This is a genomic window from Enterococcus sp. CWB-B31 (assembly GCF_020567645.1).
Classification (GTDB): Bacteria; Bacillota; Bacilli; order Lactobacillales; family Enterococcaceae; genus Enterococcus_L.
Genome location: NZ_JAJDJW010000001.1, coordinates 316,145 through 341,259 on the forward strand (window position 1 = coordinate 316,145; position 25,115 = coordinate 341,259).

General features: G+C 39.8%; 18 protein-coding genes and 1 pseudogene. 11 read left to right on the top strand and 8 right to left on the bottom strand.

Features of this window, described 5'->3' with window-relative positions:
• Nucleotides 1-73: 73 nt before the first annotated feature.
• The gene (locus LI954_RS01240) at nucleotides 74-1,060 is read right to left on the bottom strand and encodes an ABC transporter substrate-binding protein (protein ID WP_202066265.1); all 987 of its coding nucleotides are present in this window, start codon (nucleotides 1,058-1,060) and stop codon (nucleotides 74-76) included.
• 779 nt (nucleotides 1,061-1,839) lie between these two features.
• Between LI954_RS01240 and rpoB the strand changes: the two genes are divergently transcribed.
• The 3 genes from rpoB to msrA all read left to right on the top strand — a co-directional run bounded on the left by rpoB (nucleotide 1,840) and on the right by msrA (nucleotide 10,554).
• Nucleotides 1,840-5,457 (top strand): DNA-directed RNA polymerase subunit beta, encoded by a 3,618-nt coding sequence (gene rpoB / locus LI954_RS01245; protein WP_202066267.1) that lies wholly within the window; start codon nucleotides 1,840-1,842, stop codon nucleotides 5,455-5,457.
• A 426-nt stretch (nucleotides 5,458-5,883) separates the two neighbouring features.
• Nucleotides 5,884-9,537 carry a DNA-directed RNA polymerase subunit beta' gene (gene rpoC, locus LI954_RS01250; protein WP_267491396.1) on the top strand — a complete coding sequence of 1,218 codons (3,654 nt, stop codon included), beginning with the start codon at nucleotides 5,884-5,886 and terminating at the stop codon, nucleotides 9,535-9,537.
• A 489-nt stretch (nucleotides 9,538-10,026) separates the two neighbouring features.
• Nucleotides 10,027-10,554, top strand: coding sequence for a peptide-methionine (S)-S-oxide reductase MsrA (gene msrA / locus LI954_RS01255; protein ID WP_229442266.1), 528 nt, complete (start codon nucleotides 10,027-10,029; stop codon nucleotides 10,552-10,554).
• A gap of 92 nt (nucleotides 10,555-10,646) precedes the next feature.
• On the opposite strand, the gene LI954_RS01260 is transcribed toward msrA, so the two are convergent.
• Nucleotides 10,647-11,357 (bottom strand): prepilin peptidase, encoded by a 711-nt coding sequence (locus LI954_RS01260; RefSeq protein ID WP_229443278.1) that lies wholly within the window; start codon nucleotides 11,355-11,357, stop codon nucleotides 10,647-10,649.
• A 434-nt stretch (nucleotides 11,358-11,791) separates the two neighbouring features.
• Here LI954_RS01260 and LI954_RS01265 point away from each other — a divergent pair, with 434 nt between their 5' ends.
• Both LI954_RS01265 and LI954_RS01270 read left to right on the top strand, forming a co-directional pair.
• Entirely contained in the window at nucleotides 11,792-12,616 is an 825-nt protein-coding gene (locus tag LI954_RS01265) for a DUF5105 domain-containing protein (protein ID WP_202066273.1), read from the top strand.
• A gap of 114 nt (nucleotides 12,617-12,730) precedes the next feature.
• Complete coding sequence (locus LI954_RS01270) at nucleotides 12,731-13,219, top strand: Dps family protein (RefSeq protein ID WP_202066275.1); 489 nt, start codon at nucleotides 12,731-12,733, stop codon at nucleotides 13,217-13,219.
• 109 nt (nucleotides 13,220-13,328) lie between these two features.
• Here the strand turns inward: LI954_RS01270 and argH are convergent, their stop codons facing one another.
• Together argH and LI954_RS01280 are read right to left on the bottom strand one after the other, a co-directional pair.
• Nucleotides 13,329-14,714: an argininosuccinate lyase gene (gene argH, locus LI954_RS01275; RefSeq protein ID WP_229443279.1), complete on the bottom strand. Its 1,386-nt coding sequence runs from the start codon at nucleotides 14,712-14,714 to the stop codon at nucleotides 13,329-13,331.
• A 322-nt stretch (nucleotides 14,715-15,036) separates the two neighbouring features.
• A complete protein-coding gene (locus tag LI954_RS01280) occupies nucleotides 15,037-16,242 on the bottom strand; it encodes an argininosuccinate synthase (protein ID WP_229443280.1) in 1,206 nt (401 codons plus the stop codon).
• A gap of 386 nt (nucleotides 16,243-16,628) precedes the next feature.
• Between LI954_RS01280 and LI954_RS01285 the strand changes: the two genes are divergently transcribed.
• Nucleotides 16,629-17,408, top strand: a complete 780-nt coding sequence (locus tag LI954_RS01285) for a helix-turn-helix domain-containing protein (RefSeq protein ID WP_229443281.1) — start codon at nucleotides 16,629-16,631, stop codon at nucleotides 17,406-17,408.
• Between the two features lie 382 nt (nucleotides 17,409-17,790).
• Complete coding sequence (locus LI954_RS01290) at nucleotides 17,791-18,405, top strand: DUF1054 domain-containing protein (RefSeq protein ID WP_202066283.1); 615 nt, start codon at nucleotides 17,791-17,793, stop codon at nucleotides 18,403-18,405.
• A gap of 227 nt (nucleotides 18,406-18,632) precedes the next feature.
• Here LI954_RS01290 and lepB read toward each other — a convergent pair whose 3' ends face one another.
• Nucleotides 18,633-19,175 carry a signal peptidase I gene (lepB, locus tag LI954_RS01295; protein WP_229443283.1) on the bottom strand — a complete coding sequence of 181 codons (543 nt, stop codon included), beginning with the start codon at nucleotides 19,173-19,175 and terminating at the stop codon, nucleotides 18,633-18,635.
• Between the two features lie 45 nt (nucleotides 19,176-19,220).
• A complete protein-coding gene (locus LI954_RS01300; RefSeq protein ID WP_202066300.1) occupies nucleotides 19,221-19,778 on the bottom strand; it encodes a biotin transporter BioY in 558 nt (185 codons plus the stop codon).
• A 340-nt stretch (nucleotides 19,779-20,118) separates the two neighbouring features.
• Between LI954_RS01300 and LI954_RS16280 the strand changes: the two are divergent.
• Nucleotides 20,119-20,598, top strand: a pseudogene (locus LI954_RS16280) (hypothetical protein).
• A 389-nt stretch (nucleotides 20,599-20,987) separates the two neighbouring features.
• Here the strand turns inward: LI954_RS16280 and LI954_RS01315 are convergent.
• Nucleotides 20,988-21,314 (bottom strand): hypothetical protein, encoded by a 327-nt coding sequence (locus tag LI954_RS01315; protein WP_202066302.1) that lies wholly within the window; start codon nucleotides 21,312-21,314, stop codon nucleotides 20,988-20,990.
• A gap of 233 nt (nucleotides 21,315-21,547) precedes the next feature.
• Here LI954_RS01315 and LI954_RS01320 point away from each other — a divergent pair, with 233 nt between their 5' ends.
• A complete protein-coding gene (locus LI954_RS01320) occupies nucleotides 21,548-21,733 on the top strand; it encodes a hypothetical protein (protein ID WP_202066304.1) in 186 nt (61 codons plus the stop codon).
• 143 nt (nucleotides 21,734-21,876) lie between these two features.
• Here LI954_RS01320 and rpsD read toward each other — a convergent pair whose 3' ends face one another.
• A complete protein-coding gene (rpsD, locus tag LI954_RS01325) occupies nucleotides 21,877-22,488 on the bottom strand; it encodes a 30S ribosomal protein S4 (RefSeq protein ID WP_202066311.1) in 612 nt (203 codons plus the stop codon).
• Nucleotides 22,489-22,887: 399 nt separating this feature from the next.
• Between rpsD and LI954_RS01330 the strand changes: the two genes are divergently transcribed.
• Together LI954_RS01330 and LI954_RS01335 are read left to right on the top strand one after the other, a co-directional pair.
• Nucleotides 22,888-23,685 carry a formate/nitrite transporter family protein gene (locus LI954_RS01330; protein WP_202066313.1) on the top strand — a complete coding sequence of 266 codons (798 nt, stop codon included), beginning with the start codon at nucleotides 22,888-22,890 and terminating at the stop codon, nucleotides 23,683-23,685.
• 218 nt (nucleotides 23,686-23,903) lie between these two features.
• Nucleotides 23,904-24,680, top strand: a complete 777-nt coding sequence (locus LI954_RS01335) for a Cof-type HAD-IIB family hydrolase (RefSeq protein ID WP_229442274.1) — start codon at nucleotides 23,904-23,906, stop codon at nucleotides 24,678-24,680.
• Nucleotides 24,681-25,115: the final 435 nt, after the last annotated feature.

The following is a 25,115-nucleotide window of genomic DNA, read 5'->3' on the forward strand; positions in this document are numbered from 1 at the left end:
TAGGTGTATCGCCTGGAACCTGCAGAGGCTGCTTCATGTATATTACAGACGCTACAGGCTTCCGATTTTGTTATTATTTAGGTGCCTTAATACTGTCAGGGTCAATTCCCAGAGCTTTTGCCATCTCTTCGTTAATGACTAATTCCAGCTCAGATGCGCTTTCCACAGGCATGCTTGCAGGTTCAGCTTCGCCCTTTAGGATTTTAGCAGCCATTTCCCCTGTTTGTTTTCCGAGAGAACGGTAATCAATACCGATTGTTGCCAATCCGCCTTCAGTTACCTGGTCAGTAGATGCAGGAACGATCGGCACTTTTAATTCTTTTGCCACATCTCCGATTACTGCAGAAGCAGAGGCAAAGGTGTTATCTGTCGGGATATAAATGCCGTCAACATCTTTTGCCAGACTTGTTGTTACCTGCTGCACATCATTTGTAGAATTGGCAGTCAGAACTTTTGTTTTTACGCCGGCTTTAGTTAATGCTTCTTCGGCTAAATCTGCCTGAATTTTAGAGTTTGGTTCTCCCGCGTTATACATAATACCGATTGTTTCAGCATCAGGTACGATACTTAATAATAATTCGATCTGCTTATCGATAGAAACCATATCAGTTGTTCCAGTGACGTTGCCGCCGGGTTCTTCAAGTGAAGCGACTAATTTTGCATCCACTGGATCAGTAACAGCGGTGATGACCATTGGAATCTCTGTTGTTTCGTTTAATAATGATTGTGCTGCCGGAGTACCGATTCCCAATAATAAATCTGGGTTTCCTTTTACCAGTTTTTCACTCATGCTTTTCAGCTGAGCCTGATCATTTTGAGCATTGCTGTACTCAAATGTGATGTTTTCTCCTTCTGTATAACCGTTTTCCGCCAGCCCCTCCTTGAAGCCTTCATAAGCAGCATCTAAAGAGCCGTGTTCTACGGGCTGCAAAACACCAACAGTAACAGTATCTTTATTTTCGCTGCTGCCTGATCCGGAATCTGTCGCACCGCTTCCGCAGGCTCCCAAGGTAAATGCCGCAGCTGTTAGTATACTTAAACCAATTAATTTCTTTTTCATTATTGTTCTCCTCCATTTTCTTTTATCTATCTGATAGAACAAAAAAATCCATTCAGACAACATTGCCTAAATGGATATAGATGATAAGAGTAAAAAGATACTTTTATAGTCTAGCCACTTAGAAATATCGTCTACGCGGCTGTTTGTTCAATACAAAGCGCTCTAGCCATCATAGATACAAAAACGAGTTTGCCGTTTGTATCCATGAAAGTATGAATACAAACCTATCTAAAATAGCTAAAGTAGTAACTATTCAATTGTGCGTGAACGGATAATTTATTCATAAAAAAGCTCCTTCGCAAGATTGAATTGTTTTTAGTATAAATAGAGATAAGGAAAAAGTCAACCGGTATTTAGAATTTTCTGACGATTAAGACAATTTTTTCCAAGACTTTTTAGCAAAGAAAAGAATAGTTTTGGATAAATGAGAAGTGACCGTTACAGACGAATGATTTCGTCTTATTATTCAAGGAACTATTCTAAGAAGATTACCATCCAGCTCTTGACTTTTACTATAGAAAGAAGTAGAATATGTAGATGCAAAAACTATCTATAAAAATGATAAGGCAGAAACGAAATATTGTCCGTTTCGGTTTTAAATAGGGAAACAAAAGTAGAAACACTTGATTTTTTTAATTATGTGTATGTTCTATTTTTGGTTTTTTTTTGCCTAAAAACCGCAAAAAATGCTTTTTGTTACGTAAAAACAATATTTGTAACGTAAATGAAATCATTTTGGGTAGAGTTTTGACAGACTTATATCTAGAGGGGTGAAGAGCTTGGCTGGACACGTAGTAAAATACGGAAAGCATCGCGAACGTAGAAGTTTCGCGCGTATCAGTGAAGTGTTGGAGTTACCAAATTTAATCGAGATCCAAACAGACTCTTATCAGTGGTTTTTAGATGAAGGGTTACGTGAAATGTTTGAGGATATTCTGCCAATTGAAGATTTTCAAGGAAATCTGTCCCTGGAATTTGTAGACTATGAATTGAAAGAACCTAAGTATACGGTAGAAGAAGCCCGTGCACATGATGCGAATTATTCTGCTCCGATACATGTTACACTGCGTTTGACAAATCGTGAGACTGGAGAAATTAAATCTCAGGAAGTTTTCTTTGGTGATTTTCCACTGATGACTGAGATGGGAACATTTATTATCAATGGTGCGGAACGAGTTATCGTTTCTCAGCTTGTGCGTTCTCCTGGTGTTTATTTCCATGGGAAAGTAGATAAAAACGGAAAAGAAGGCTTCGGTTCAACCGTTATTCCGAACCGCGGTGCATGGCTGGAAATGGAAACTGATGCGAAAGATATTTCGTATGTCCGAATCGACCGTACCCGTAAAATTCCTTTGACTGTTCTAGTTCGTGCGCTGGGCTTTGGTTCAGATGATACAATTTTTGAAATTTTTGGCGAAAGCGAAGGACTTAGAAATACAATTGAAAAAGATCTGCATAAAAATGCAAGTGATTCTCGTACAGAAGAAGGATTGAAAGATATCTACGAGCGTCTGCGTCCGGGCGAGCCTAAAACGGCTGACAGCTCACGTAATTTACTGACAGCTCGTTTCTTTGATCCAAAACGTTATGATCTTGCAAACGTGGGTCGTTACAAAGTAAATAAAAAACTGGATTTGAAAACACGTCTGCTGAATTTAACACTGGCAGAAACGCTGATTGATGCAGAAACTGGTGAAATCCTTGTTGAAAAAGGAACAGTTTTAACGCATCAGGTGATGGATACATTGGGTGAGCATATCGACAATGGGTTAAACAGTGTTACGTATTATCCAAGTGAAGATGGTGTTGTGACTGAGCCAATGACTGTTCAGGTAGTTAAGGTGCAGTCACCAAAAGATCCTGAGCGCATTGTAAATGTTATTGGCAACGGCTATCCGGGCGATAAAGTGAAAACCGTGCGTCCTGCTGATATCGTAGCATCTATGAGCTATTTCTTTAATTTGATGGAAGACATCGGTAATGTGGATGATATTGACCATTTGGGAAATCGTCGTATCCGTTCAGTCGGTGAGCTGTTACAGAATCAGTTCCGTATTGGTTTGGCTCGTATGGAGCGTGTGGTTCGAGAAAGAATGTCCATTCAGGATACAGAAACTCTGACACCGCAGCAGTTGATTAATATTCGTCCGGTAGTGGCAAGCATTAAAGAATTTTTCGGTTCTTCTCAGTTGTCGCAGTTTATGGATCAAACGAATCCATTAGGTGAGCTGACACATAAACGTCGTCTTTCTGCGTTGGGACCTGGCGGACTGACCCGGGATCGTGCCGGTTATGAAGTTCGGGACGTTCACTATTCCCACTATGGTCGTATGTGTCCGATTGAAACGCCGGAAGGTCCGAACATCGGCTTGATCAACAGTTTGTCAAGTTATGCCAAAGTGAACAAATTTGGTTTTATTGAAACACCCTATCGTCGTGTGGACCGGGCAACCAGTAAAGTAACCAGCGAAGTAGATTACTTAACTGCCGACACGGAAGACCATTACATTGTTGCTCAGGCAAACTCAAAACTGAATGATGACGGTACTTTTGCTGAAGAGCTGGTTATGGCTCGTCTGCAAAGTGAAAACCTGGAAGTTTCAGTTGACAAGGTCGATTACATGGATGTATCACCGAAACAGGTGGTTGCAGTAGCGACCGCATGTATTCCCTTCTTGGAAAATGATGACTCCAACCGTGCATTGATGGGTGCGAACATGCAGCGTCAGGCTGTTCCGCTGATTCAGCCTCGTTCTCCTTTTGTGGGAACCGGGATGGAATATAAAGCAGCTCATGACTCAGGTGCTGCGCTTCTGTGCAAACATGATGGCGTCGTTGAATATGTTGATGCTTCTGAAGTCCGTGTCCGTCGCGACAATGGTGCTTTGGATAAATATATGGTAACAAAATTCCGTCGTTCAAACTCCGGAACAAGCTACAACCAACGTCCAATTGTTACATTAGGTGAAAAGGTTGAGCAGGGGGATGTACTGGCAGATGGACCTTCAATGGAAGAAGGAGAAATGGCTCTAGGACAAAATGTACTGGTCGGCTTCATGACTTGGGAAGGATACAACTATGAAGATGCGATCATTATGAGTCGTCGTCTAGTGAAAGATGATGTCTATACCTCCATCCATATTGAAGAGTATGAATCAGAAGCCCGTGACACAAAATTAGGACCTGAAGAAATTACACGTGAAATTCCAAACGTCGGCGAGGATGCTTTAAAAGATCTTGATGAGATGGGAATTATCCGTATTGGTGCAGAAGTAAAAGATGGTGATCTGCTGGTTGGTAAAGTAACTCCTAAGGGTGTGACAGAGCTTTCTGCCGAAGAACGCCTGCTGCATGCCATCTTTGGAGAAAAAGCTCGTGAAGTTCGTGATACTTCATTACGTGTACCTCACGGCGGAGGCGGTATCGTTCATGATGTGAAAATCTTTACCCGCGAAGGCGGCGATGAGCTGTCTCCAGGTGTAAATATGCTGGTTCGTGTATATATCGTTCAAAAGCGTAAAATTCACGAAGGGGATAAAATGGCCGGACGTCACGGAAATAAAGGGGTTGTTTCCCGAATTATGCCGGAAGAAGATATGCCGTTCTTACCAGATGGGACCCCAATTGATATCATGCTGAATCCATTAGGAGTTCCGTCACGGATGAATATCGGACAGGTTCTTGAACTTCACTTAGGTATGGCAGCCCGTCAATTAGGTATTCATGTTGCGACACCGGTATTTGATGGCGCAGATGATGATGATGTTTGGGACACTGTTCGTGAAGCCGGTATGGCGAGTGATGCAAAAACAATTCTTTACGATGGACGTACAGGTGAACCGTTTGATAACCGTATTTCTGTTGGGGTTATGTACATGATTAAATTGGCCCACATGGTTGATGACAAACTGCATGCTCGTTCAATTGGACCTTATTCACTGGTTACACAGCAGCCTCTTGGAGGAAAAGCTCAGTTTGGCGGACAGCGTTTCGGGGAAATGGAAGTATGGGCACTGGAAGCTTACGGTGCTGCTTATACACTTCAGGAAATACTGACATACAAATCAGATGATGTTGTAGGTCGTGTGAAAACATACGAAGCAATTGTTAAGGGTGAACCAATTCCAAAACCAGGCGTGCCGGAATCATTCCGTGTGCTTGTAAAAGAATTGCAGTCCCTTGGTCTGGATATGCGTGTTCTGGATATTGAAGAGCAGGAAATTGAATTGCGTGATATGGATGATGATGATGACGATTTGATCACTGTTGATGCACTGACCAAATTTGCTGAACAGCAGTCTGCAAAGCAATTGGAAAAAGAAGCAGCGGAAGCCAAAGCAGCCGCAGAAGCTGATGTTGTTCAGAGTATTGAAACAGCAGAAGACAGACAAGACTAAGAAGTCGGCAGAATTGCCGTGTGTTATCGGTAATGTCTGTTAGAGCTGTTTGATAAAAATAGTAGTAATAACCATTTGTTTGAGCAGTTTTTCAACTCAGACAATTAGCAGATAAATTTGGCATCCAGCTTTATAAGCTGATTTTATGACAGTGATGATTCTGTCTAGTCTGGCTTTGTGAACAGGTTTCGTGATGACAGCCGACGGTTTCTACTGATAAAAATATCGGGGGAAGCGGTTGGACTGTCTCGGGAACTGAATGTGTCCGCTAAGCTTTTCATTGTCTAGCTTCACGAGTCAACTCAATCGACGATAATTCAAACAAACCTCATGATAAAGAGCATCATGTGTTCCGTTTGTTCTTATCGCTCATGAGTTAGGCGACTCGTTCAGCTTTTCTTAATTAAGAAATGGAGGGAACCCCTTTTGATCGATGTAAATAAATTCGAGAGTATGCAGATCGGTTTAGCTTCACCTGAGAAGATCAGAAGCTGGTCGTATGGGGAAGTAAAGAAACCGGAAACGATTAACTATCGTACCCTGAAGCCTGAACGTGAAGGCTTGTTCTGTGAGCGTATTTTTGGTCCTACAAAAGACTGGGAATGTGCATGTGGTAAATATAAACGTATTCGTTACAAAGGAATTGTATGTGACCGATGCGGAGTAGAAGTAACCCGTTCTAAAGTTCGTCGTGAACGTATGGGACATATTGAATTAGCTGCACCTGTATCTCATATCTGGTATTTCAAAGGCATTCCTTCTCGTATGGGACTGGTTTTGGATATGAGTCCCCGGGCGTTGGAAGAAATTATTTATTTTGCTTCCTATGTTGTGATTGATGCCGGCGATACAGGTCTGGAAAAGAAACAGCTGCTGACTGAACGTGAATATCGTGAAAAACGCGATCAGTACGGACAGGGCTTTTCAGCTGCAATGGGTGCTGAAGCAATTAAACAACTACTTGACAGCGTGGATCCTGATGGCGAAGTAGCTAGTTTGAAAGAAGATTTGAAAACTGCACAGGGTCAAAAGAGAACTCGTGCTATTCGTCGCCTGGATATTTTGGAAGCTTTCCGTTCTTCAGGCAATCAGCCGAGTTGGATGGTAATGGATGTTATTCCAGTTATTCCTCCGGATCTGCGCCCGATGGTTCAATTAGAAGGCGGACGTTTTGCGACAAGTGACTTAAATGATTTATACCGTCGTGTAATCAACCGTAACAACCGTCTGAAACGTTTGCTTGATTTAAATGCACCAAGTATTATTGTTCAAAATGAAAAACGTATGCTGCAGGAAGCTGTGGATGCGTTGATTGATAACGGTCGTCGCGGGCGTCCGGTAACCGGTCCTGGGAACCGTCCGTTGAAGTCTCTTTCTCACATGCTGAAAGGGAAACAAGGTCGTTTCCGTCAGAATCTGCTGGGTAAACGTGTGGATTACTCTGGTCGTTCCGTTATCGTAGTAGGACCAAACTTGAAAATGTATCAGTGCGGTCTTCCGAAGGAAATGGCTATTGAGCTGTTCAAACCATTTGTGATGCGTGTTCTGGTACAGCGTGAGATCGCAACAAACATCAAGAATGCTAAACGTAAAATTGAACGCGGTGAGGATGAAGTATGGGATATCTTGGAAGAGGTTATTCAGGAGCATCCAGTATTACTGAACCGGGCACCTACATTGCACAGACTGGGAATTCAGGCGTTTGAGCCTGTTCTTGTTGAAGGACGTGCAATCCGTCTGCATCCATTGGTGTGTGAAGCATACAATGCCGATTTCGATGGAGACCAAATGGCGGTCCATGTACCTTTGAATGAAGAAGCACAGGCGGAAGCACGTATGCTGATGCTGGCGGCTCAAAATATCCTGAATCCGAAAGATGGTAAACCAGTTGTTACGCCTTCTCAGGACATGGTCTTGGGTAACTACTATCTGACGATGGAAGAAGAAGACCGTGAAGGTGAAGGAATGATCTTCCGTGATATGAATGAGGCTGTATTGGCTTGGCGAAATGGCTATGTCCATTTGCATTCACGTATCGGGGTTCAGACGACACTATTGGGTGACAAGCCATTTACAGACTGGCAAAAAGAACGTATTTTAATTACAACAGTCGGCAAAATTATCTTTAATGAAATTATGCCTGTTGAGTTTCCTTATTTGAATGAACCGACAGACTATAACCTAACTGTTCAAACACCTGATAAATATTTTGTTGAAGCAGGAACAGATATTCCGGCTTATATTAAAGAGCAGGAATTGGTTTTGCCGTTCAAAAAGAAAAATCTTGGAAATATCATTGCAGAAGTCTTTAAGAGATTCCATATTACAGAAACTTCTAAAATGCTTGACCGCATGAAAGATCTTGGATACAAGCACTCGACTCATGCTGGGATTACCGTAGGGATCGCAGATATCATGGTTCTTCATGAGAAACAAGCGATTATTGATGCAGCCCACAAACAAGTAGACACGATTACAAAACAATTCCGTCGTGGTCTGATTACAGATGATGAACGTTATGAACGTGTTATCAGTGTTTGGAATGGTGCTAAGGATGAAATTCAATTGAAATTGATTGAAAGTATGGATGCAAAGAATCCGATCTTCATGATGTCTGATTCAGGAGCCCGTGGTAATATTTCCAACTTTACCCAGCTTGCCGGAATGCGTGGATTGATGGCTGCGCCAAATGGACGAATCATGGAATTGCCAATCATTTCCAACTTCCGTGAAGGACTTTCTGTTTTGGAAATGTTTATCTCTACCCATGGGGCTCGTAAAGGAATGACCGATACAGCCTTGAAAACAGCCGATTCAGGCTACCTGACTCGTCGTCTGGTTGATGTGGCACAGGACGTAATCATTCGTGAAGATGACTGTGGAACCGACCGTGGACTTGAAATCGCAGCGATTAAAGAGGGCAATGAAATTATTGAGTCTTTGGAAGAGCGTCTGATTGGGCGTTATACTCGTAAAGCAGTTCACCATCCTGAAACAGGTCAGGTTGTGATTGGTGCAGACGAGTTGATTTCAGAAGATACTGCAAAGGAAATTGTCGATGCAGGAATTGAGAAAGTAACTATTCGTTCCGTATTTACATGTAATACGAAACATGGTGTATGTAAACACTGCTATGGTCGTAACCTTGCGACTGGTTCAGATGTTGAGGTTGGGGAAGCAGTTGGTACAATTGCGGCTCAGTCTATCGGAGAACCAGGTACGCAGTTGACTATGCGTACGTTCCATACCGGCGGGGTTGCCGGAGACGATATCACTCAGGGTCTTCCTCGGGTTCAGGAAATCTTTGAAGCGCGTAATCCGAAAGGTCAGGCAGTGATCACAGAAGTAACCGGTGAAGTCATCGATATTTCAGAAGATCCTGCAACTCGCCAAAAAGAAGTGACAATTAAAGGGAAAACAGATACACGTACGTATACAGTTCCTTATACTGCCAGAATGAAAGTGGCAGAAGGAGATACGATTCATCGTGGCGGACCTTTAACAGAAGGATCGATTGATCCGAAACAATTGCTGCAGGTACGTGATGTTCTGTCAGTGGAAAATTATCTGCTGCGTGAAGTACAACGTGTCTACCGTATGCAGGGGGTTGAAATCGGCGACAAGCATATTGAAGTAATGGTACGTCAAATGCTGCGTAAAATCCGCGTAATGGATCCGGGTGATACAGAAATTCTTCCGGGAACATTGCTGGATATTGCTGAGTTTAAAGACCGCAACTATGATACTTTGGTAGCCGGCGGGGTTCCTGCAACAAGTCGTCCAGTATTACTGGGTATCACAAAAGCTTCTCTGGAAACAAACAGCTTCTTGTCAGCTGCTTCCTTCCAGGAAACAACACGTGTGTTAACAGATGCTGCCATTCGTGGTAAGAAAGATCCGCTTCTTGGGTTAAAAGAAAATGTTATCATTGGTAAAATCATTCCTGCTGGTACAGGTATGGCTCGTTACCGTAACATGGAACCGAAAGAAGTCAAAGTAGCTAGTGAAAATGTGTACAGTATCTCTGATATTGAGGCACAGATGGCTGCAGAAGATGCATTAAATGAACTTAACAAATAAGCCGGCATTATTAATTAGTGCTGACAGCTAAAATAAACACTGGAAGCCAGACAACAATAATCCGTTGTCTGGCTTCTTGCAATCAAATCCTAAATTAATCCTGATTGTAATATGGTTAAAAGTCTGGGACAGAAATAATCCTCAGACTCTTAACTTTTGGAAAGTCCAAATAAACTTTGGGATAGAAGCAAGAGGCTCCTTTGTACCTGCAGTTACTCGGTGCATACAAAGACTGCGACAAGTAATCGCAAGAGTAGTGTCTGTGTGCCTTAAGCAACCGCAGAGACAGCTTCTTCGACAATTTGAATGCTGCAATGAAATACTAGGGGAATTATACTTGATGAAAGATGAAACAGTTATCATATTAAGAGAAAGTGCAAGCTCTTTGTTAGTGAAATTTTTCAAAACGGTATTTTATACTTAGAGAGCAAAACAGTGTCTTTCCTGATAAAAGACGATTATTATTAGGGGAAAAGGGGGAATAAAACAATGGAAGAGAAGTATGAAAAAGCGATTTTTGCCGGCGGCTGTTTCTGGTGTATGGTTCATCCGTTTGATGAGCAGCCGGGAGTCATTTCAGTTATCTCCGGTTATACTGGCGGGGATGTGGAGAATCCGACATACAGCCAGGTGACTACAGGAACTACAGGACATACAGAAGCTGTGGAAATTACATTTAATCCTTCTATTTTATCCTATAAAGAGCTGGTGGAAATTTATTGGAAGCAAACAGATCCGACTGATGCGCTGGGACAGTTTGCTGACCGTGGAGATTCTTACCGTCCGGTGATTTTCTATATGGATGATACACAGAAAGAGATTGCTGAAGCATCTAGAGCTGCTTTACAGACAAGCGGTCGTTTTTCAAAGCCTATTGTAACGGAAATTGAACCTGCACAGCCCTTCTATCCGGCTGAAGACTATCATCAGGATTATTACAGAAAAAACCGTATGCACTATAATTTATACCGAAGAGGCTCTGGACGTTCAAAATTTATAGCAGATAACTGGAAATAAATATTAGGTAAATATGAGTGTTTGTCCTGCTGTTTATTCGGGGTTAGGCACGAAGAGAGTTTGGAATTTTATTTCTGTCTCACTCTCTATCTTTATGAGAGTTTCAGATTTGTAAGAATGATATGTAAAAGGAGACCCCAAAAAAGAAAGGGAATAAATGGGATTTGTTTTATTTTTTTGTGATAAAAAAGAGGATAGACGAGCGCATAAATCAGAGCAGAGCTGCTGGCGATAAAAACAATAAATAAAATGACATTCATCCCCAGAAGAAGCCCCCAGCAAGATAGAAGCAGAATATCTCCGCCTCCGATAGCTTGATTGAATAATCTGTTAAGGATAGTCAAAAGGATAAAAATTATCAAACCAGTAAAATAGTAAAGAGGAAGTGAAAAGCAGAGATGCCATATAAACAGAATGAATGTCAGGAAGAGCAGCAGTTTAGGTTCTACAATCAGATAAAAAATATCTGTCAAAGAAAGTAAGCCTCCCATACTCAGGAGTAAAAATGAATGAAAGGGAGCGGCATACACTCCCTCAAAAAAGCAGAGAACACAAATCATACCGCCTGCGAGTTCACTGAGTAAATAAATAAAAGGGATTTTTTTAGAGCAGTATCTGCACTGAAACCGTTGAAAAGTAATCGAAAGCAGCGGAACCATCTCAAAGAAACGCAGCTTTTGAAAACAATGAGAACAGTGAGACGTGGGAAAAAGAATGGACTCGCCTCTGGGAATACGCTCTGCGGCCAAACAATAGAATGATCCCAGACAAGTTCCAAGAATAAACAGCAGGATGGTTGACATGTTGTTCTCTCCTTTCAAAATAATATACGCAAAAATAAAGAAAGTTTTTATTTCAGCTAGACTTTTTTTGTTCTTTTAGGAATAATAGAACTAGGGCCTGTCTGAAAACTATGGAGGAAACGAGTTGCCAATGTTTTTCTAAGTAGATACAAGGATTTTCTGCTAATATAGGAACTTTTAGTAGGCTGGCATGTGAAAATTTGATGGAAAGAACAATATGCACAGTTTCAATAAGGATTTCTTAAAAAAATAATTCTGTTTACTTTGATGGAGATGTAGAAAGAAACGCTGTTATAGGCTGCCTAAGCGAAGCTTTATGACGTCAAACATCATAAAAATAACGAAAGTACTCGCCACTGGAGTTTTCAGACAGGCTCTAGAGTATAAAACATAAAAGTAAAGACGCATTCAATGCGATGATGGGGGAAGTACATATGAGAAAAGCAATGGTGATATTGCTGGTAGTAGTCGGTATTTTTCTAACTGGCTGTAATAAAGCGATTCCGGCCGAAGAAGCAGGAGAATTACTGATCGATCGATTAATTTATCAGGAGCGTGTTGATGAATTTGCTTCAGCTTTCAGAGATGGTGAGCAGTCAGGCAGGAAACTGGATGCAGTCAGTGATGATTTTGAAGACAATTTTATTTCAGGATTATCTGCAACAGGAGCAAGTGTACCTGAAGCCGAAGCAGGCGAGTTGACGCAGGAATTGCTGAATCAGATGAGGAATAAAACCAGTTATAAAATTGTAGGTATTGATGAAACAAAAAATGGTGCAACAATCAGTTACTTCATAACAGGTCTGGATTTAGTTAATGCAATGAAAGAAATGACCAGAACATTGGTTAAGGATTCTATAGAAAATGCAGAGAAGGAATTAACGGATCAGGAGATACTTGAGTCTACCATTACAATTTTAACTGAGCGGATTAAGGTTATAAAAATTGAAAATGAGACAATTGAACTGTCTATTAAACTGGAAAAAGAAAACGGGAAGTGGTTTATCCCAACGGATCAGGAAGAGGCTGTCTCTAATTTGTTTATGGCCTTTATTTCCGGAACACAGGATGATGAAGAACTAGATGAAGCGCTAAATGAAGTGGTCGATGAAGTGATGAATGAAATGCTGGATTCTTTATACAGTCAGCCTGCACTGGATGAAAATCTTACAGATGATGAGCTTCAGCAGGCAGTTGATGATCTGCTGAATGATATAGAAGGCAGCTCCACAGAACAAAATACTAGTGATTCTGAATAAAATATAATTATTATTAAAAAAGAAATATTCTAAAATTGAGAGATTTTATTGTACTTTTCTTTCATTTCATAATACAATCATAGTGTAGACTAAATTTTAGGAGGATGTATAATAATGAAATTTGAACAGACAAAAGAAGTTTTGAATCAGTTGGTAGCAGACTTGAGCCAGTTTTCAGTGGTTATCCATCAGGCACACTGGTATATGCGCGGACCTGAGTTCCTGACACTGCATCCATTAATGGACGATTACATGGATGAAATCAATGATCAGCTGGATGTTATCTCAGAGCGTTTAATCACATTGGATGGTTCTCCGTATTCAACATTAAGAGAATTTGCTGACCATACCGGTATTGAAGATGAAATCGGAAGTTATGATCGTACTATTCCGGAACGTATGGAAAAACTGGTGGAGGGCTACCGTTATTTAGCTGACCTGTACCAAAAAGGGATTGATGTTTCCGGTGATGAAGGTGATGACTCTACTCAGGATATCTTTATTGCCAATAAAACAGATATCGAAAAGAAAATCTGGATGCTGCAGGCTAAATTAGGCAAAGCACCTGGAATTGATGCCGATACACGTACAAAAACAAGATAATCAGCAGAATAATTAATCGTCCCGGAACGAACTGAGCAGCAGTTTTCGTTCCGGGACGATTTTTTAGAGATTCAGATTATTTAGCTAAGCAAAGCGAGATACTTTTATCCTACGTATTGCTGTCTGAGAGTTCTTTCAGAGCGTGATTTACAGCTTTCCGTACTTGTTCAAAGCCAGTTCCACCCAAAGAATTTCTACGTTTTACTGCTGTTCGGGAAGCTAAAGCATCATAAATGTCTGCCTCAATTAATGGGGTAACGTTCTGATACTCTTCTAGTGGTATGTCTTGTAAGTAGATGCCTTGTTTTGTGCATTGGAGAACCAGTTTGCCGACTATTTCATGTGCCTGACGGAAAGGCATTCCTTTGCCGGCAAGATAGTCAGCCAGCTCAGTGGCATTGGAAAAGTCTTTTTCAGTTGATTTCTCCATAATATCTGTATTGATTTTCATGTTTTGAATCATTCCGGCCATTATTTCCAGACTGGTTAAAATGGTATGAGCGGTATCAAACATTCCTTCTTTATCTTCCTGCAGATCTTTATTGTAAGCCAGAGGCAACCCCTTCAGGACGGTTAGTAGACCGAATAGATTTCCAAATACCCGCCCAGATTTTCCGCGGATTAATTCCGCCATATCCGGATTTTTCTTTTGAGGCATGATGGAACTTCCTGTAGAGAAAGTATCTGTCAGTTCGATAAATTGAAATTCATGACTGCACCATAAAATCAGCTCCTCGCAAAAACGTGAAAGATGCATCATCATAATCGAGCTGTTGCTTAAAAACTCCAAAATAAAATCCCGATCACTTACACCATCCAAGCTATTTTCATAGATGGCAGAAAAGCCTAGTTCTTTAGCTGAATACTCCCGATCAATCGGAAATGTTGTTCCAGCCAAAGCGGCACATCCTAATGGAGAAATGTCGATTCTTTTAAGGCTTTCTTCAAACCGTTCCTGATCCCGTTTTAACATGCCATAATAAGCCATTAGATGATGGGCAAAAGAAATAGGCTGTGCGTGTTGTAAGTGAGTATAACCAGGCATAATTGTCTCGATGTGCGCCTCTGCTGTTTTTACCAGCACCTTTCGGAAAGTTCGGATTTTTTTGATGGTTTCCTGAACAATATCTTTTAAGTACAAATGCATATCTGTAGCAACTTGATCATTTCGACTTCTGCCTGTATGTAGTTTACCGGCAACTGCACCAATCTCCTTATGAAGAAAGGTTTCGATATTTAAATGAATGTCCTCGTTTTCAATACTGAATTGCAAGTCACCCTCTGTCAGTTTTTTTTGAACAGCAAGCAGCCCTGTTTGTATATCAGTTGTTTCCTGCTCGGTGAGAATTCCTGTATGGCCCAGCATCTTTACATGTGCCAGACTACCTAGGATATCCTGTTTTGCCAAAGCCTGATCAAAGGAGATGGATGCGCCGAATTCATCGATCCAATTTTCACTTTGACCTTCGAATCTTCCGCCCCATAATTTTGTCATAATGGTCACCTCTGTAGTTAATCAATTTTTTTCAATAAATGAAAGAAGCGGTTTATCTTCGGATTGTAGATAAACCGTCTGCTTATCCTGAAAGCAAAACTGGAGCATCATGCTTTAATTTAAAGTATATAATCATGCTGCTGTTTGACACTAATGTAATCAGTCAAAAAAGCTGAACATGATTATGAATAAAACTTCTTGCAGGACTCATTATTTTTATTCCACAGAATGAAAAGGAGCCTCTCTGAATGCAAGTATCGAAAAGATATGTTGGATAACATTATTTACAGCGCACTGCAAAGGTTACCTCGCCGAATAAATCTTATTCTTCTTTTTGCAGTTTTGCCTGTACCTCTGCATTTACTTTTGTTGGCAGACCCCATAGCTTGATAAATCCTACAGCAGCATCCTGATCAAAGGTATCTGCGGAAGTATAGGTTGCCAATTTTTCGTTGTACAAGCTGTTTGCAGATTTTCTTCCCTCGACGATTGCATGTCCCTTGAAAAGCCTAATGCGGACAACACCATTAACATACTTTTGTGTCTCTTTTAGGAAAGCAATCAATGCATCTGTTAATGGATTGAACCAAAGACCATCATAAATAACTTGTGATAGTTGATTCTCGATGATTGGTTTAAAATGAGCAACCTCACGAACAAATGTCAGATCTTCCAATTCTTTATGAGCAGTCATTAAAGTAATTGCTGCAGGACATTCATATACTTCTCGGGATTTGATTCCTACCAGACGATTTTCCACGTGATCAATACGACCGATTCCATGTTTTCCGGCTAACTCATTCAAATGTAAAATCAGCTCTGATAAAAGCATGTTTTCACCATTAATTGCTGTAGGTACACCTTTAGCGAAAGTAATTTCAATAATATCAGCCTGATCGGGTGCATTTTCCAGACTGGCAGTCAGCTCGTAGGCTCCTTCAGGCGGTGTTGCCCAGGGATCTTCCAGTATGCCGCATTCATTTGCCCGCCCCCAAAGATTTTGATCGACAGAATAGGGGTTGTCTAAATCAGCTGGAATGGGAACCCCTTTTTCTTTTGCATAATTAATTTCTTCTTCTCTTGACCATTTCCATTCCCGAACAGGAGCAATTACTTTTAGTTTGGGGTCCAGCGCATTGATTGCAACTTCAAAACGAACCTGATCATTTCCTTTTCCTGTACAACCGTGAGCAATAGTCGTTGCCCCTGTTTCATGAGCCAGCTCAACCAGTTTTTTTGCAATGAGCGGTCTGGACAGAGCGGATACCAATGGATAAGATTGTTCATAAAAAGTGTGTCCTTGTAACGCAACTAAAACAAACTCTTGAGAAAACTCTTCTTTTGCATCAATGGTATAGGAAGCAGAAGCCCCCAATTTTACTGCTTTATCTTTAATAAAGTCCAAATCCTTTTTTTCGCCTACATCCAGGCAGCAGGCAATGACATCATATCCTTCGTCCACCAACCATTTCACTGCAACGGAAGTATCCAATCCTCCAGAATATGCTAATATTACCTTTTCTTTCATCTAAAACGACTCCTTTATTAATATCAAAATGAATTGTTTTTATCATATCAGATTAAAATTCAAAAATCAACAATTTTATATAATAAATATGCAATAAAATGCTCGAAAACAATAAAATATGCATTTTATATCAGTGGTTGAAAAAATAAAGGATTTTTTCTCCGTAATGTTTAGAAATACCAAGACTTAAGTGGAGACAGATTTTATTTACATAGAATGAAGTGCATTTTTCTTGAAAATCAGCTGGATTACTCTTTTTCTATCCGCTGAAAATGTTGATATGTCAACATGCTTAGAAAGTTTGCGTGATGATCATCCATTTGCTTATTTTCTTTTCTTGTGAAAATGGTATGCTTTTTCTATAGTGAAAACAGAAGGAGAAAAGAATGGATTTAGGAAACCGATTAAAGGAAAAGAGAGCAGCATACAATTTTACACAGCAGGAACTGGCAGACAAAATGCATGTCTCCAGACAGACGATTTCTAACTGGGAAGTAGGTCGGAGTTATCCGGATATTGAAAGCCTGATTCAGCTGAGTGAATTGTTTTCTATCTCTTTGGATGCATTATTGAAGGGAGATAAAAAAATGGTTACTAGTTTAAAGAGAAAAAACATATGGGAAGTCCTGTATATGGTTGTAATCAGTTCATTGGCAATCAGCAGCATTATTTGTGCGGGGCTTGATTTTATTTATACTCAGGAACTGACATGGTCTCTCATTGTTTTCAGCGGATGCTTAATTGCCGGAGGAGTTGCAACGGTGCTAAGATATGCAGGAGAAAACCGACTGATTAAATGCGGCGGCATCGTAACTGTTTTGATTGTACCGCTGCTGCTGGCAATCGCAGGAATTAACCCTCATATAGATCTGACTCAATTATTTAGAGTCACAGCTGTTTGGGTAGTTTATGTATGGATACTGATTGCTTTGTGGAAATACACGTCCATAGGCTTTTGGTGGTTAATTAGTGCTGTACGGTTGTTAAGCTTTGCTGGAGAATACGGAATGCTTTTATTAATTAAGGACAGTTTGACACTTGTTGAATTTCTGATGAGTAATATCGTTGAAATTGCTTTATTTGGTCTTTGTGCTGTTTGCGGGCTGATAAAAGTTGATGGTGGAAGAATGGATAAAGCTTTGAGAGAATATAGGTACCGGCATTAAATATACCAGCGGAAAATACGAGTTTTGTCTATCCAATTGCTTGAAAAGAAATCAACAGCTAGCTGAAAAATAGCATGTTGGTTTCTTTTTGTGCTGGATATACGCTTTGGTGAAAAGTTAACCTTCTTTGTATAGAAGAAACTTCAAGTGAAAAATACAAATGCCGAATAATAGTTTCTCTGCACTTTTTTTGCCTTCTAAGAATATGTTATACTTTTATACGAATGTGGTAAGAAATGATTGAATCCAAGATAAAAGCAACGGAATACTGTAAAAATGAGAATAAGTTTTGCTGCAGCATACATTTATTTGTTGATTAATCGCTGGTAAGGCTAGCTGTATTGAAGAATTGATTGCAGAAAAGAAATGGAGTGCAAGTTAAATGTTTATAAAAAAAGATTTTACTGTTTTTGAAGTTGAAGGTCTGGGTGAAAGAATGGTTGAGATTCGCAGTCGGATACAACCGAAATTCCAGAAGCTGGATGACTACTTTGCTGCTGAGCTGGGAAAAGATCTGGATACAACATTTTATGTTCATATTGCACAGCATCGTCGTCGGACGGCATATGCACCTGAAAATACATGGTCTGCGCTCAGCCGGAAAAAAAGAGGCTATAAAATGGAGCCGCATTTTCAGCTGGGTATATGGCCGGATTATTTATTTATGTGGTTGTCTCTGATTGACAATCCGAAAAATGAGCAACAGATTGCTCAGGCATTTTTAGATAGTTCGAAGTTGTTTGATCTGCTGCCGGATGATTTTTATATTTCATTGGACCATACACAGCCGAATGTCGAAAAGCTAGGAGAAGCTGATCTGGAAAAAGGGCTGGTTCGGTTTAGGGACGTAAAAAAGGGCGAATTTCAAATTGGGCGAATTATCAGGAAGGATGACCCTCTGTTGAAATCTCCAAAGGAAGCACAGAGGTACATGCTTGAGACCTATAAAAAGCTGCTGCCGTTGTACCAGCTTGCTATGGAACAACATTGCAAATGAAAAAGCACTTAAAGATGAGACAAGGTAACGAGTCTGTGAAAACCCAGGTTTAGATAGTTATAACGCAGACAAGTTATTGTTGATTCTAGTTAAACTGTTTTGTTGGAAAAACCAGCTTTTAGCTGAGCTGTCTTGTATCTTTACAAGGGGTTGACATGACATAAAAGAAGAAGCACAAAGAAATCAAACAGTAGATTTCTTTGTGCTTCTTCTGGATTAGTCACTGGTTATTGCAGCCCAATTTTATTTAATGGAAAGAAACGGAAGAAAATTACACCTTTAATATCATCCTGATCAACAAAGCCGAAATAACGGCTGTCGTCAGCGATCTGACGGTTGTCACCTAGAACAAAATATTTTCCTTCAGTAACAGTGCTTGTTTGGGTTGCTGTCAGAGTTTCCAAAGAAAAATCTGGAGTTAATGGTTCTCCGTCAGGCATATCTACCTTAAATTCGTCTAAATAATCTTCATCATAAGCTTTATCATTGATATATAACTGATCATTTTCATAACGAATTGTATCACCGGGAAGACCGATCACTCTTTTTACCAGCATTTTTCCATTTCTGGGACTGATGAATGTCACATTATCAAAACGGCTGGGCTCGACAAATGTCATCTGCCAAAGACGATCTGATTCATGATAAGTGGGCTCCATTGAATTTCCCAACACTTCGACTGGATTAAAAATAAATATTCTTAAAAGGAAAACGAGACCGAATAGGACTACGAGTTCTATTATAGTGCGCAATATTTTATGCTTCTTCACTACTATCCCTCCATGCTTTTCCTCTTAAGTATACCCTCTTTTTTACTATCTGTGAACCGATTTTTCAGAATTCAGCATGGCAGCCGGTAATCTGTTTCGTATTAAAATACCAAGATAGGCTGCAAGTACAGCTTTTATTATCCCTGGAATAATAAAAGGGATAAAGCCGCCTTGAAAGGCTGGAAGCCAGTCTGTTCCTCCATATATTTTCAGCCATAATGTACCGAAAATAAGTGTGACCATAGCCCCGATAATATTTCCTAAAACTGCCCACGTATAATTGAAGGACTTGCGTTCCATCACTGTTCCTGTAATAAGACCATTGAAAATAAAACCAATTAAATAGCCTCCTGTAGGACCGAGTAATGCTGCAACACCGGATTTCATTCCAGCAAAAACAGGCAAACCGATTAAGCCTAGGAGCAAATAGATTAAAATAGCGTAGGTGCCAACACGTCGACCTAAAACGGTTACTGCCAAACCTACTGCTAATGTTTGCCCTGTAAGAGGAATAAGACCTGTTGGAATAGTTAGTTGTGAAAATATAGCGATAATAGCAGCAAACTCTGCAGCCAGAATCATGGAACGTAAAGAAGAATTCATAATACACCTCATCGTCAACTTATTTTTTATATTGGTTAACGAAAATTATATAGGAAAGTTAGAATAATGTAAAGCCCAATCTTGTAAAAGAAATAAACTGGTTTTTTAAGGTGAATAATTATCTCATTATATTGAATAGACGATTTTAACGGAAGAGAAGGGGGAAAGAGGGAGCGACATGCGTTTAGCATGGAATGAAATTGTTCATTATAAACTAAGATGCAGCTTGATTGTTAAAGTGATATTTTTAATAGACTATCTGGTGTCCTTTTTAACCGGATCGGCTTATGGGCTTATGGACTTACTCAGGACTATTGAATGGTACTTGATAAAAGGGTGAGTGAAGGCAATAGCGTTTAAACAAGCCGGAAAAAAGCTTTTTAGATGGAGATGCTGCAGTTACAGCATTGAAAAAGACAGAGTTTTTTCTGGAAAAAGGGAAATTTACTGCAGTGATTGGTCCAAGCGGCTGAAGCCGGTTGATAAAGTAAAAAGGAAAAAGGCGGCAACAAGGAGATTCAGGAATTGCTGGATCAGCTGGGAGTAGGTAATTTGGGAAATGAATATCTTGACGAAATGAAATAGCTGGCGAAGGGCATCTACGGAGGACAATTGCAATAGCCCTTTATAACGTCCCTTTGATTGTTTTGGCGGATAAACCAACCGTCAATCTTGATTCTGAAAAGGTGCTTGAAATTATCAAAATTCTTGCAAAGGAAAAAATAAAGCAACAATTATAGTTACCCATGACGATCTGCTTGAACAGCGTGATCAGGTCGTTGTAATAAAGGCTGGTGTCCTGTCAGCGTGCAATGAATAAACACTGAAAAAGAGATATAAAAAATAGACGTGTGCAGGGACAGCGGTAAATGGTTGTGGTCTTCTCTGCATGTGTCTATAAATTTTTTACTAAAAAATTATTCTCAGTACTTGCTTCCAACCGTCCATTTAAAAGAGCAGTATTGATGGCAGCTACGCTGAGTAAATGGATTGCTGAAAAAAGAATTTGGGTATCTGTCAGGCTGTTTACCTGAAGCAGTTGGGTCGCCTGACTCGTATCTTTCAGAGATCTTCAGAGAATTAAAATGGCTGTATCTTCTAAATGTTTTAAATGCTGAACGTTTGCTTGAAGCAACTCATCTGTCAGTAGACCTGTTTGCTTTTTTGAAGCAATGCACAAATTTTTTTCATTCTGCAGCTCTTTATATATTAGGCGAAAATAAGCGATTTCAGCTTGGAAAACGGCAGCCAGCCGATTGTCCCGTGTTGATCTTTTACCAGCGCCCATTCATAAACAACTTCGATTAATTCGACGATACTGTTTTCTGTTGCTATCAGCTCTGTCGGGTTATATTCTCTGGTTAAAGTATCACCATCAATATAGTCCACAGGGAAATATGTATCATAGCCTTCAATTGTTCCACCTGTCCAATTATGATAATGCTCGCAGAGTGTAAGGTTTGTCACTATGGTTCCTTCCGAAAATGTCGGGAATACCCCTTCTCCCAAGTGCCTTTCAGTGACCACCAGTTTCATATAATCCTCTCCTGTCTGTTTTTACATTCATTACCATTATAGGAACATACGTTCTTTCTGTAAAGGTCTTTAGAATAAAAAATTCAAAAAATGAATAGAAAGTTATCTTAAATGGAAGAAGCTATCCTTTATTTTGGGATGTCTAAGGCTTTATGGAATATTTCTACTCGATATTTTAATATGTGTCCTTTCGGTGTGTAATGAATAAAAAAACAGAAATAGAGGATTTTGTAATGAAAATAAGTGTAACCATGCTGGCTGCTGGATTTGGTTTGATGGTATATGGCGGATCAGCGGAAGTGCAGGGACGGAATGTTCAGCTACCTAATTTAACTTTAAATAATTACCTGAATCATAAGCTGTTGGAAGCATTTGTACGGAAAATCCGGAAGAAGACGGACGATATGGCAAGGTTCTAAACTATCTTTTCAATCAAGAGCTTACATTATTTGAGGTGAATACAAGCATTTATGATTTTGCCGGTCTGGAAGGTATACAGTATCTTCAGACTAACAAGAAAAACCTTGCCAAAACGGCAAGGTTTTTTGAATATCGTAAGATATTATAGAACTTGGTTGTAGAATTCAACGACAAGTGCTTCGTCGATTTCAGGATAAAGCTCTTCACGTTCTGGTAAACGAGTTAGGCTTCCTTCTAATTTTTCAGTATCGAAGCTCACAAATGCCGGACGGCCAAGAGTTGCTTCTACTGCTTCTTTAATTGCTGTATTGTTTTGAGATTTTTCACGGATAGAAATCACTTGACCCACTTCAACGTGGTAAGAAGGGATGTCTACACGTTTGCCATCCACTAAAACGTGACCATGATTTACTAACTGACGTGCTTGACGACGAGTAGTTGCAAGACCAAGACGGTAAACAACATTGTCTAAACGTTGTTCTAACAGGATCATGAAGTTAACCCCGTGCTTACCTTCTTTAATTTTGCTTGCCTTAACGAAAAGTGTACGGAATTGACGTTCGTTCATACCATACATATGACGCAGTTTTTGTTTTTCAGTTAATTGCATACCATATTCAGATACTTTCCCACGGCTGTTTGGTCCGTGTTGACCTGGTTTGTAAGGGCGGCGTGCCAATTCTTTACCAGTTCCTGATAGAGAAATACCTAAACGGCGAGAGATTTTCCAAGATGGTCCAGTATAACGTGACATTAAAAATTCCTCCAATAAATAATTTTTTTGGAGTAAAATAATCTTTTGAAAAATTCATATTCGTTCAGTTCATTCTTCAACCTTCACCTTTGCAGCCGCGGTTACGCAGTTGAACCCAGATCTACTGATCAAAATCATTAATGATGATTTGAGGCAACGAACTGTTGACGAACTATTATCCTTCTGCTGCATTATTTTACACGAATGATATTATACCTCAATAAAACCTGCTGCGTCAATGATTATCAACAGATTAGAAAGAAACTAGACAGAAAGAATGGCTAATTTATGAAATAAATCCACAAAAATCACTGGACAAATGGTTTCTATGTAATTAAAATGGGAGAGGATATTCTGAAAAGAATGATTGAAAATTATTTGAAAAGGAGCAGTAAATTGATGAAACCTGTATCTCCATTATTTGAACAGATCGATAAATCCATCAGTAAAAAAATGAACTTATTTGAAAACAGTTTCGTTCGTTATGCGTTTCGGGCAGTCCTTGCGTGTATGTTTTTATCTCTTGGAACAGCTGTAGCATTTGCTATTGCGATGAAAGGCGAGGATATTGCACACGGCTTGGGGAAAATTTTGTACGCATTTATGTTTAGCTGGTCTTTAGTAATGATACTTTATATGAATGCCGAACTTGGGACATCAAATATGCTGTATATGACTGTTGGTGTTTATCGTAAAAAAATCAATGTTTCATTTGCTGCAAAAATTTTATTTACTTGTATTTTCTTTAATTTAGTTGGAGGGGTAATTTTTGGTTTCTTAGTCTCTCAAACAGTTCCTTTTCAAGAGTTAGCGCCAGATAATTATATGCTGACTTCGATTTCCGGAAAATTAACTAAGGGTACAATGCAAATTTTAGTAGAAGGTATGTTTGCGAATATTGTGGTCAACACGGCAGTCTTGGTTAGCATGCGTATGAAAGATGATGCAGGTAAAATCGGCGCAATTATCTTCCTGATATTTATTTTTGCTTTCTTGGGATATGAACACGTTATCGCCAATTTCCCTGCGTTCACATTAGCGTACTTTGCTTCTCATGGAACGATGGCGGCGATGACTGTCGGAAATGTTGCGCATAATCTGTTTTTTGCCTTGATTGGGAACTTTATCGGCGGCGGTCTGGTTATGGGACTTGGCTATGCATGGCTGAACGATGTAGATACAAAATATTTAGATTAAAATAGAATGAAAGCTGGAGCTGAGATGAATTTTTGCTTCGGCTTTTTGTGTATTTTCTTGATATTTTGGGAATTTTAATGGTTAAAGGACAATCTGAATGAAATCCGTATAATTGATAAACAGTCTTTAATATGCTAAAAATGATGAGAGGCACCAGGCGAAATTGTTGGAGCTTTTAAGGATTAAAAATGAAAGAAAGCAGGCGGGACTAAAACTCCATGAAGAGAAAACTTTTTGCATTTGATATTGACGGGACGTTGTTGGGAACAGACAAGCAGGCGCTGGACAGTACAAGGGAGGCTTTGCACCAGCTTAGAAAACAGGGGCATTTAGTGACAATAGCCACTGGAAGAAGCCGATACATGGCACAGAAGGTTATTCTTGATTTAGAATTTCCTAACTATATTCTTTGTAATGGAGCAGCTGCTTTTTTAGATCATGAACAATACTATCAAAATCTGTTGGATGAAGAAGAACTGGTTCGTTTTTCGAAGGAACTGGAAGAGCAGGAATTAGGTTTAGCATATGTTGGGCTGGATGCAGTGAAAAAGACCAACAGTCATCGGCCGCAACAAGTTGTTGAAGCGATGCGCTCCATTGATTTTCATGATCTGGATTTTGATGAGCATTTTAATCAATCGGCAGATATTTATCAGGCGCTTGCATTTTATGATCAATCATTGGAAGGCTCGTTTGAAGAGCTGTTTCCAAAGTTTCGTTTTGTCCGCTGGCATCCTGAGAGTGTAGATATTCTTCCACAAAACGGCTCTAAAGCAGCAACAATTCTAAACCTTGCTGAACGGGTAGGGATCGAACGAGAAGATGTTATCGCATTTGGAGATGGCGATAATGATCGGGAAATGCTGCGGGAAGCGGGAATTGGTGTAGCAATGGGGAATGCTGAAGCGCATATACAGCAGGAAGCAAAAATGGTCACAGATACCAATGATCAGGACGGCATCTGGAAAGCCTTGAAAGAATTGAAATTTGTCTAGTGTATGTCTGAAAACTCAAGCGGCGAATATTTTGATGATTTTTATAGAACTCCTCGGTATAAATACTCGCTTATGAACCACATCACATAAGCTGTATTTTCTTTCTTGATTTCAACAAAAATCACTGGAAAATTCGAAGCCCACTAACTTTTCAGACACGCCCTAATAATTATTGAAATATAAAAGAATATTATGAATACAGATACTTTATCAGTTCCAGCTGATAAGGGATCTGTTTTTTTCAGCAGGCTGCAGCTGATTTAGATAAAGTGTTGTTTGATGATTTTATGAAAAATAAGGTGCTAATCCCTATTTTTATTATCAGTTTTGCAGATAGAAAGCATTAGTTTTGGAAAAACTTGCTGCAAAGTGAGGAATTTTCCTTTTTCGATTGTATTATAAGTGGCACATGAAAAAGAGGTGAGGGAATGAATG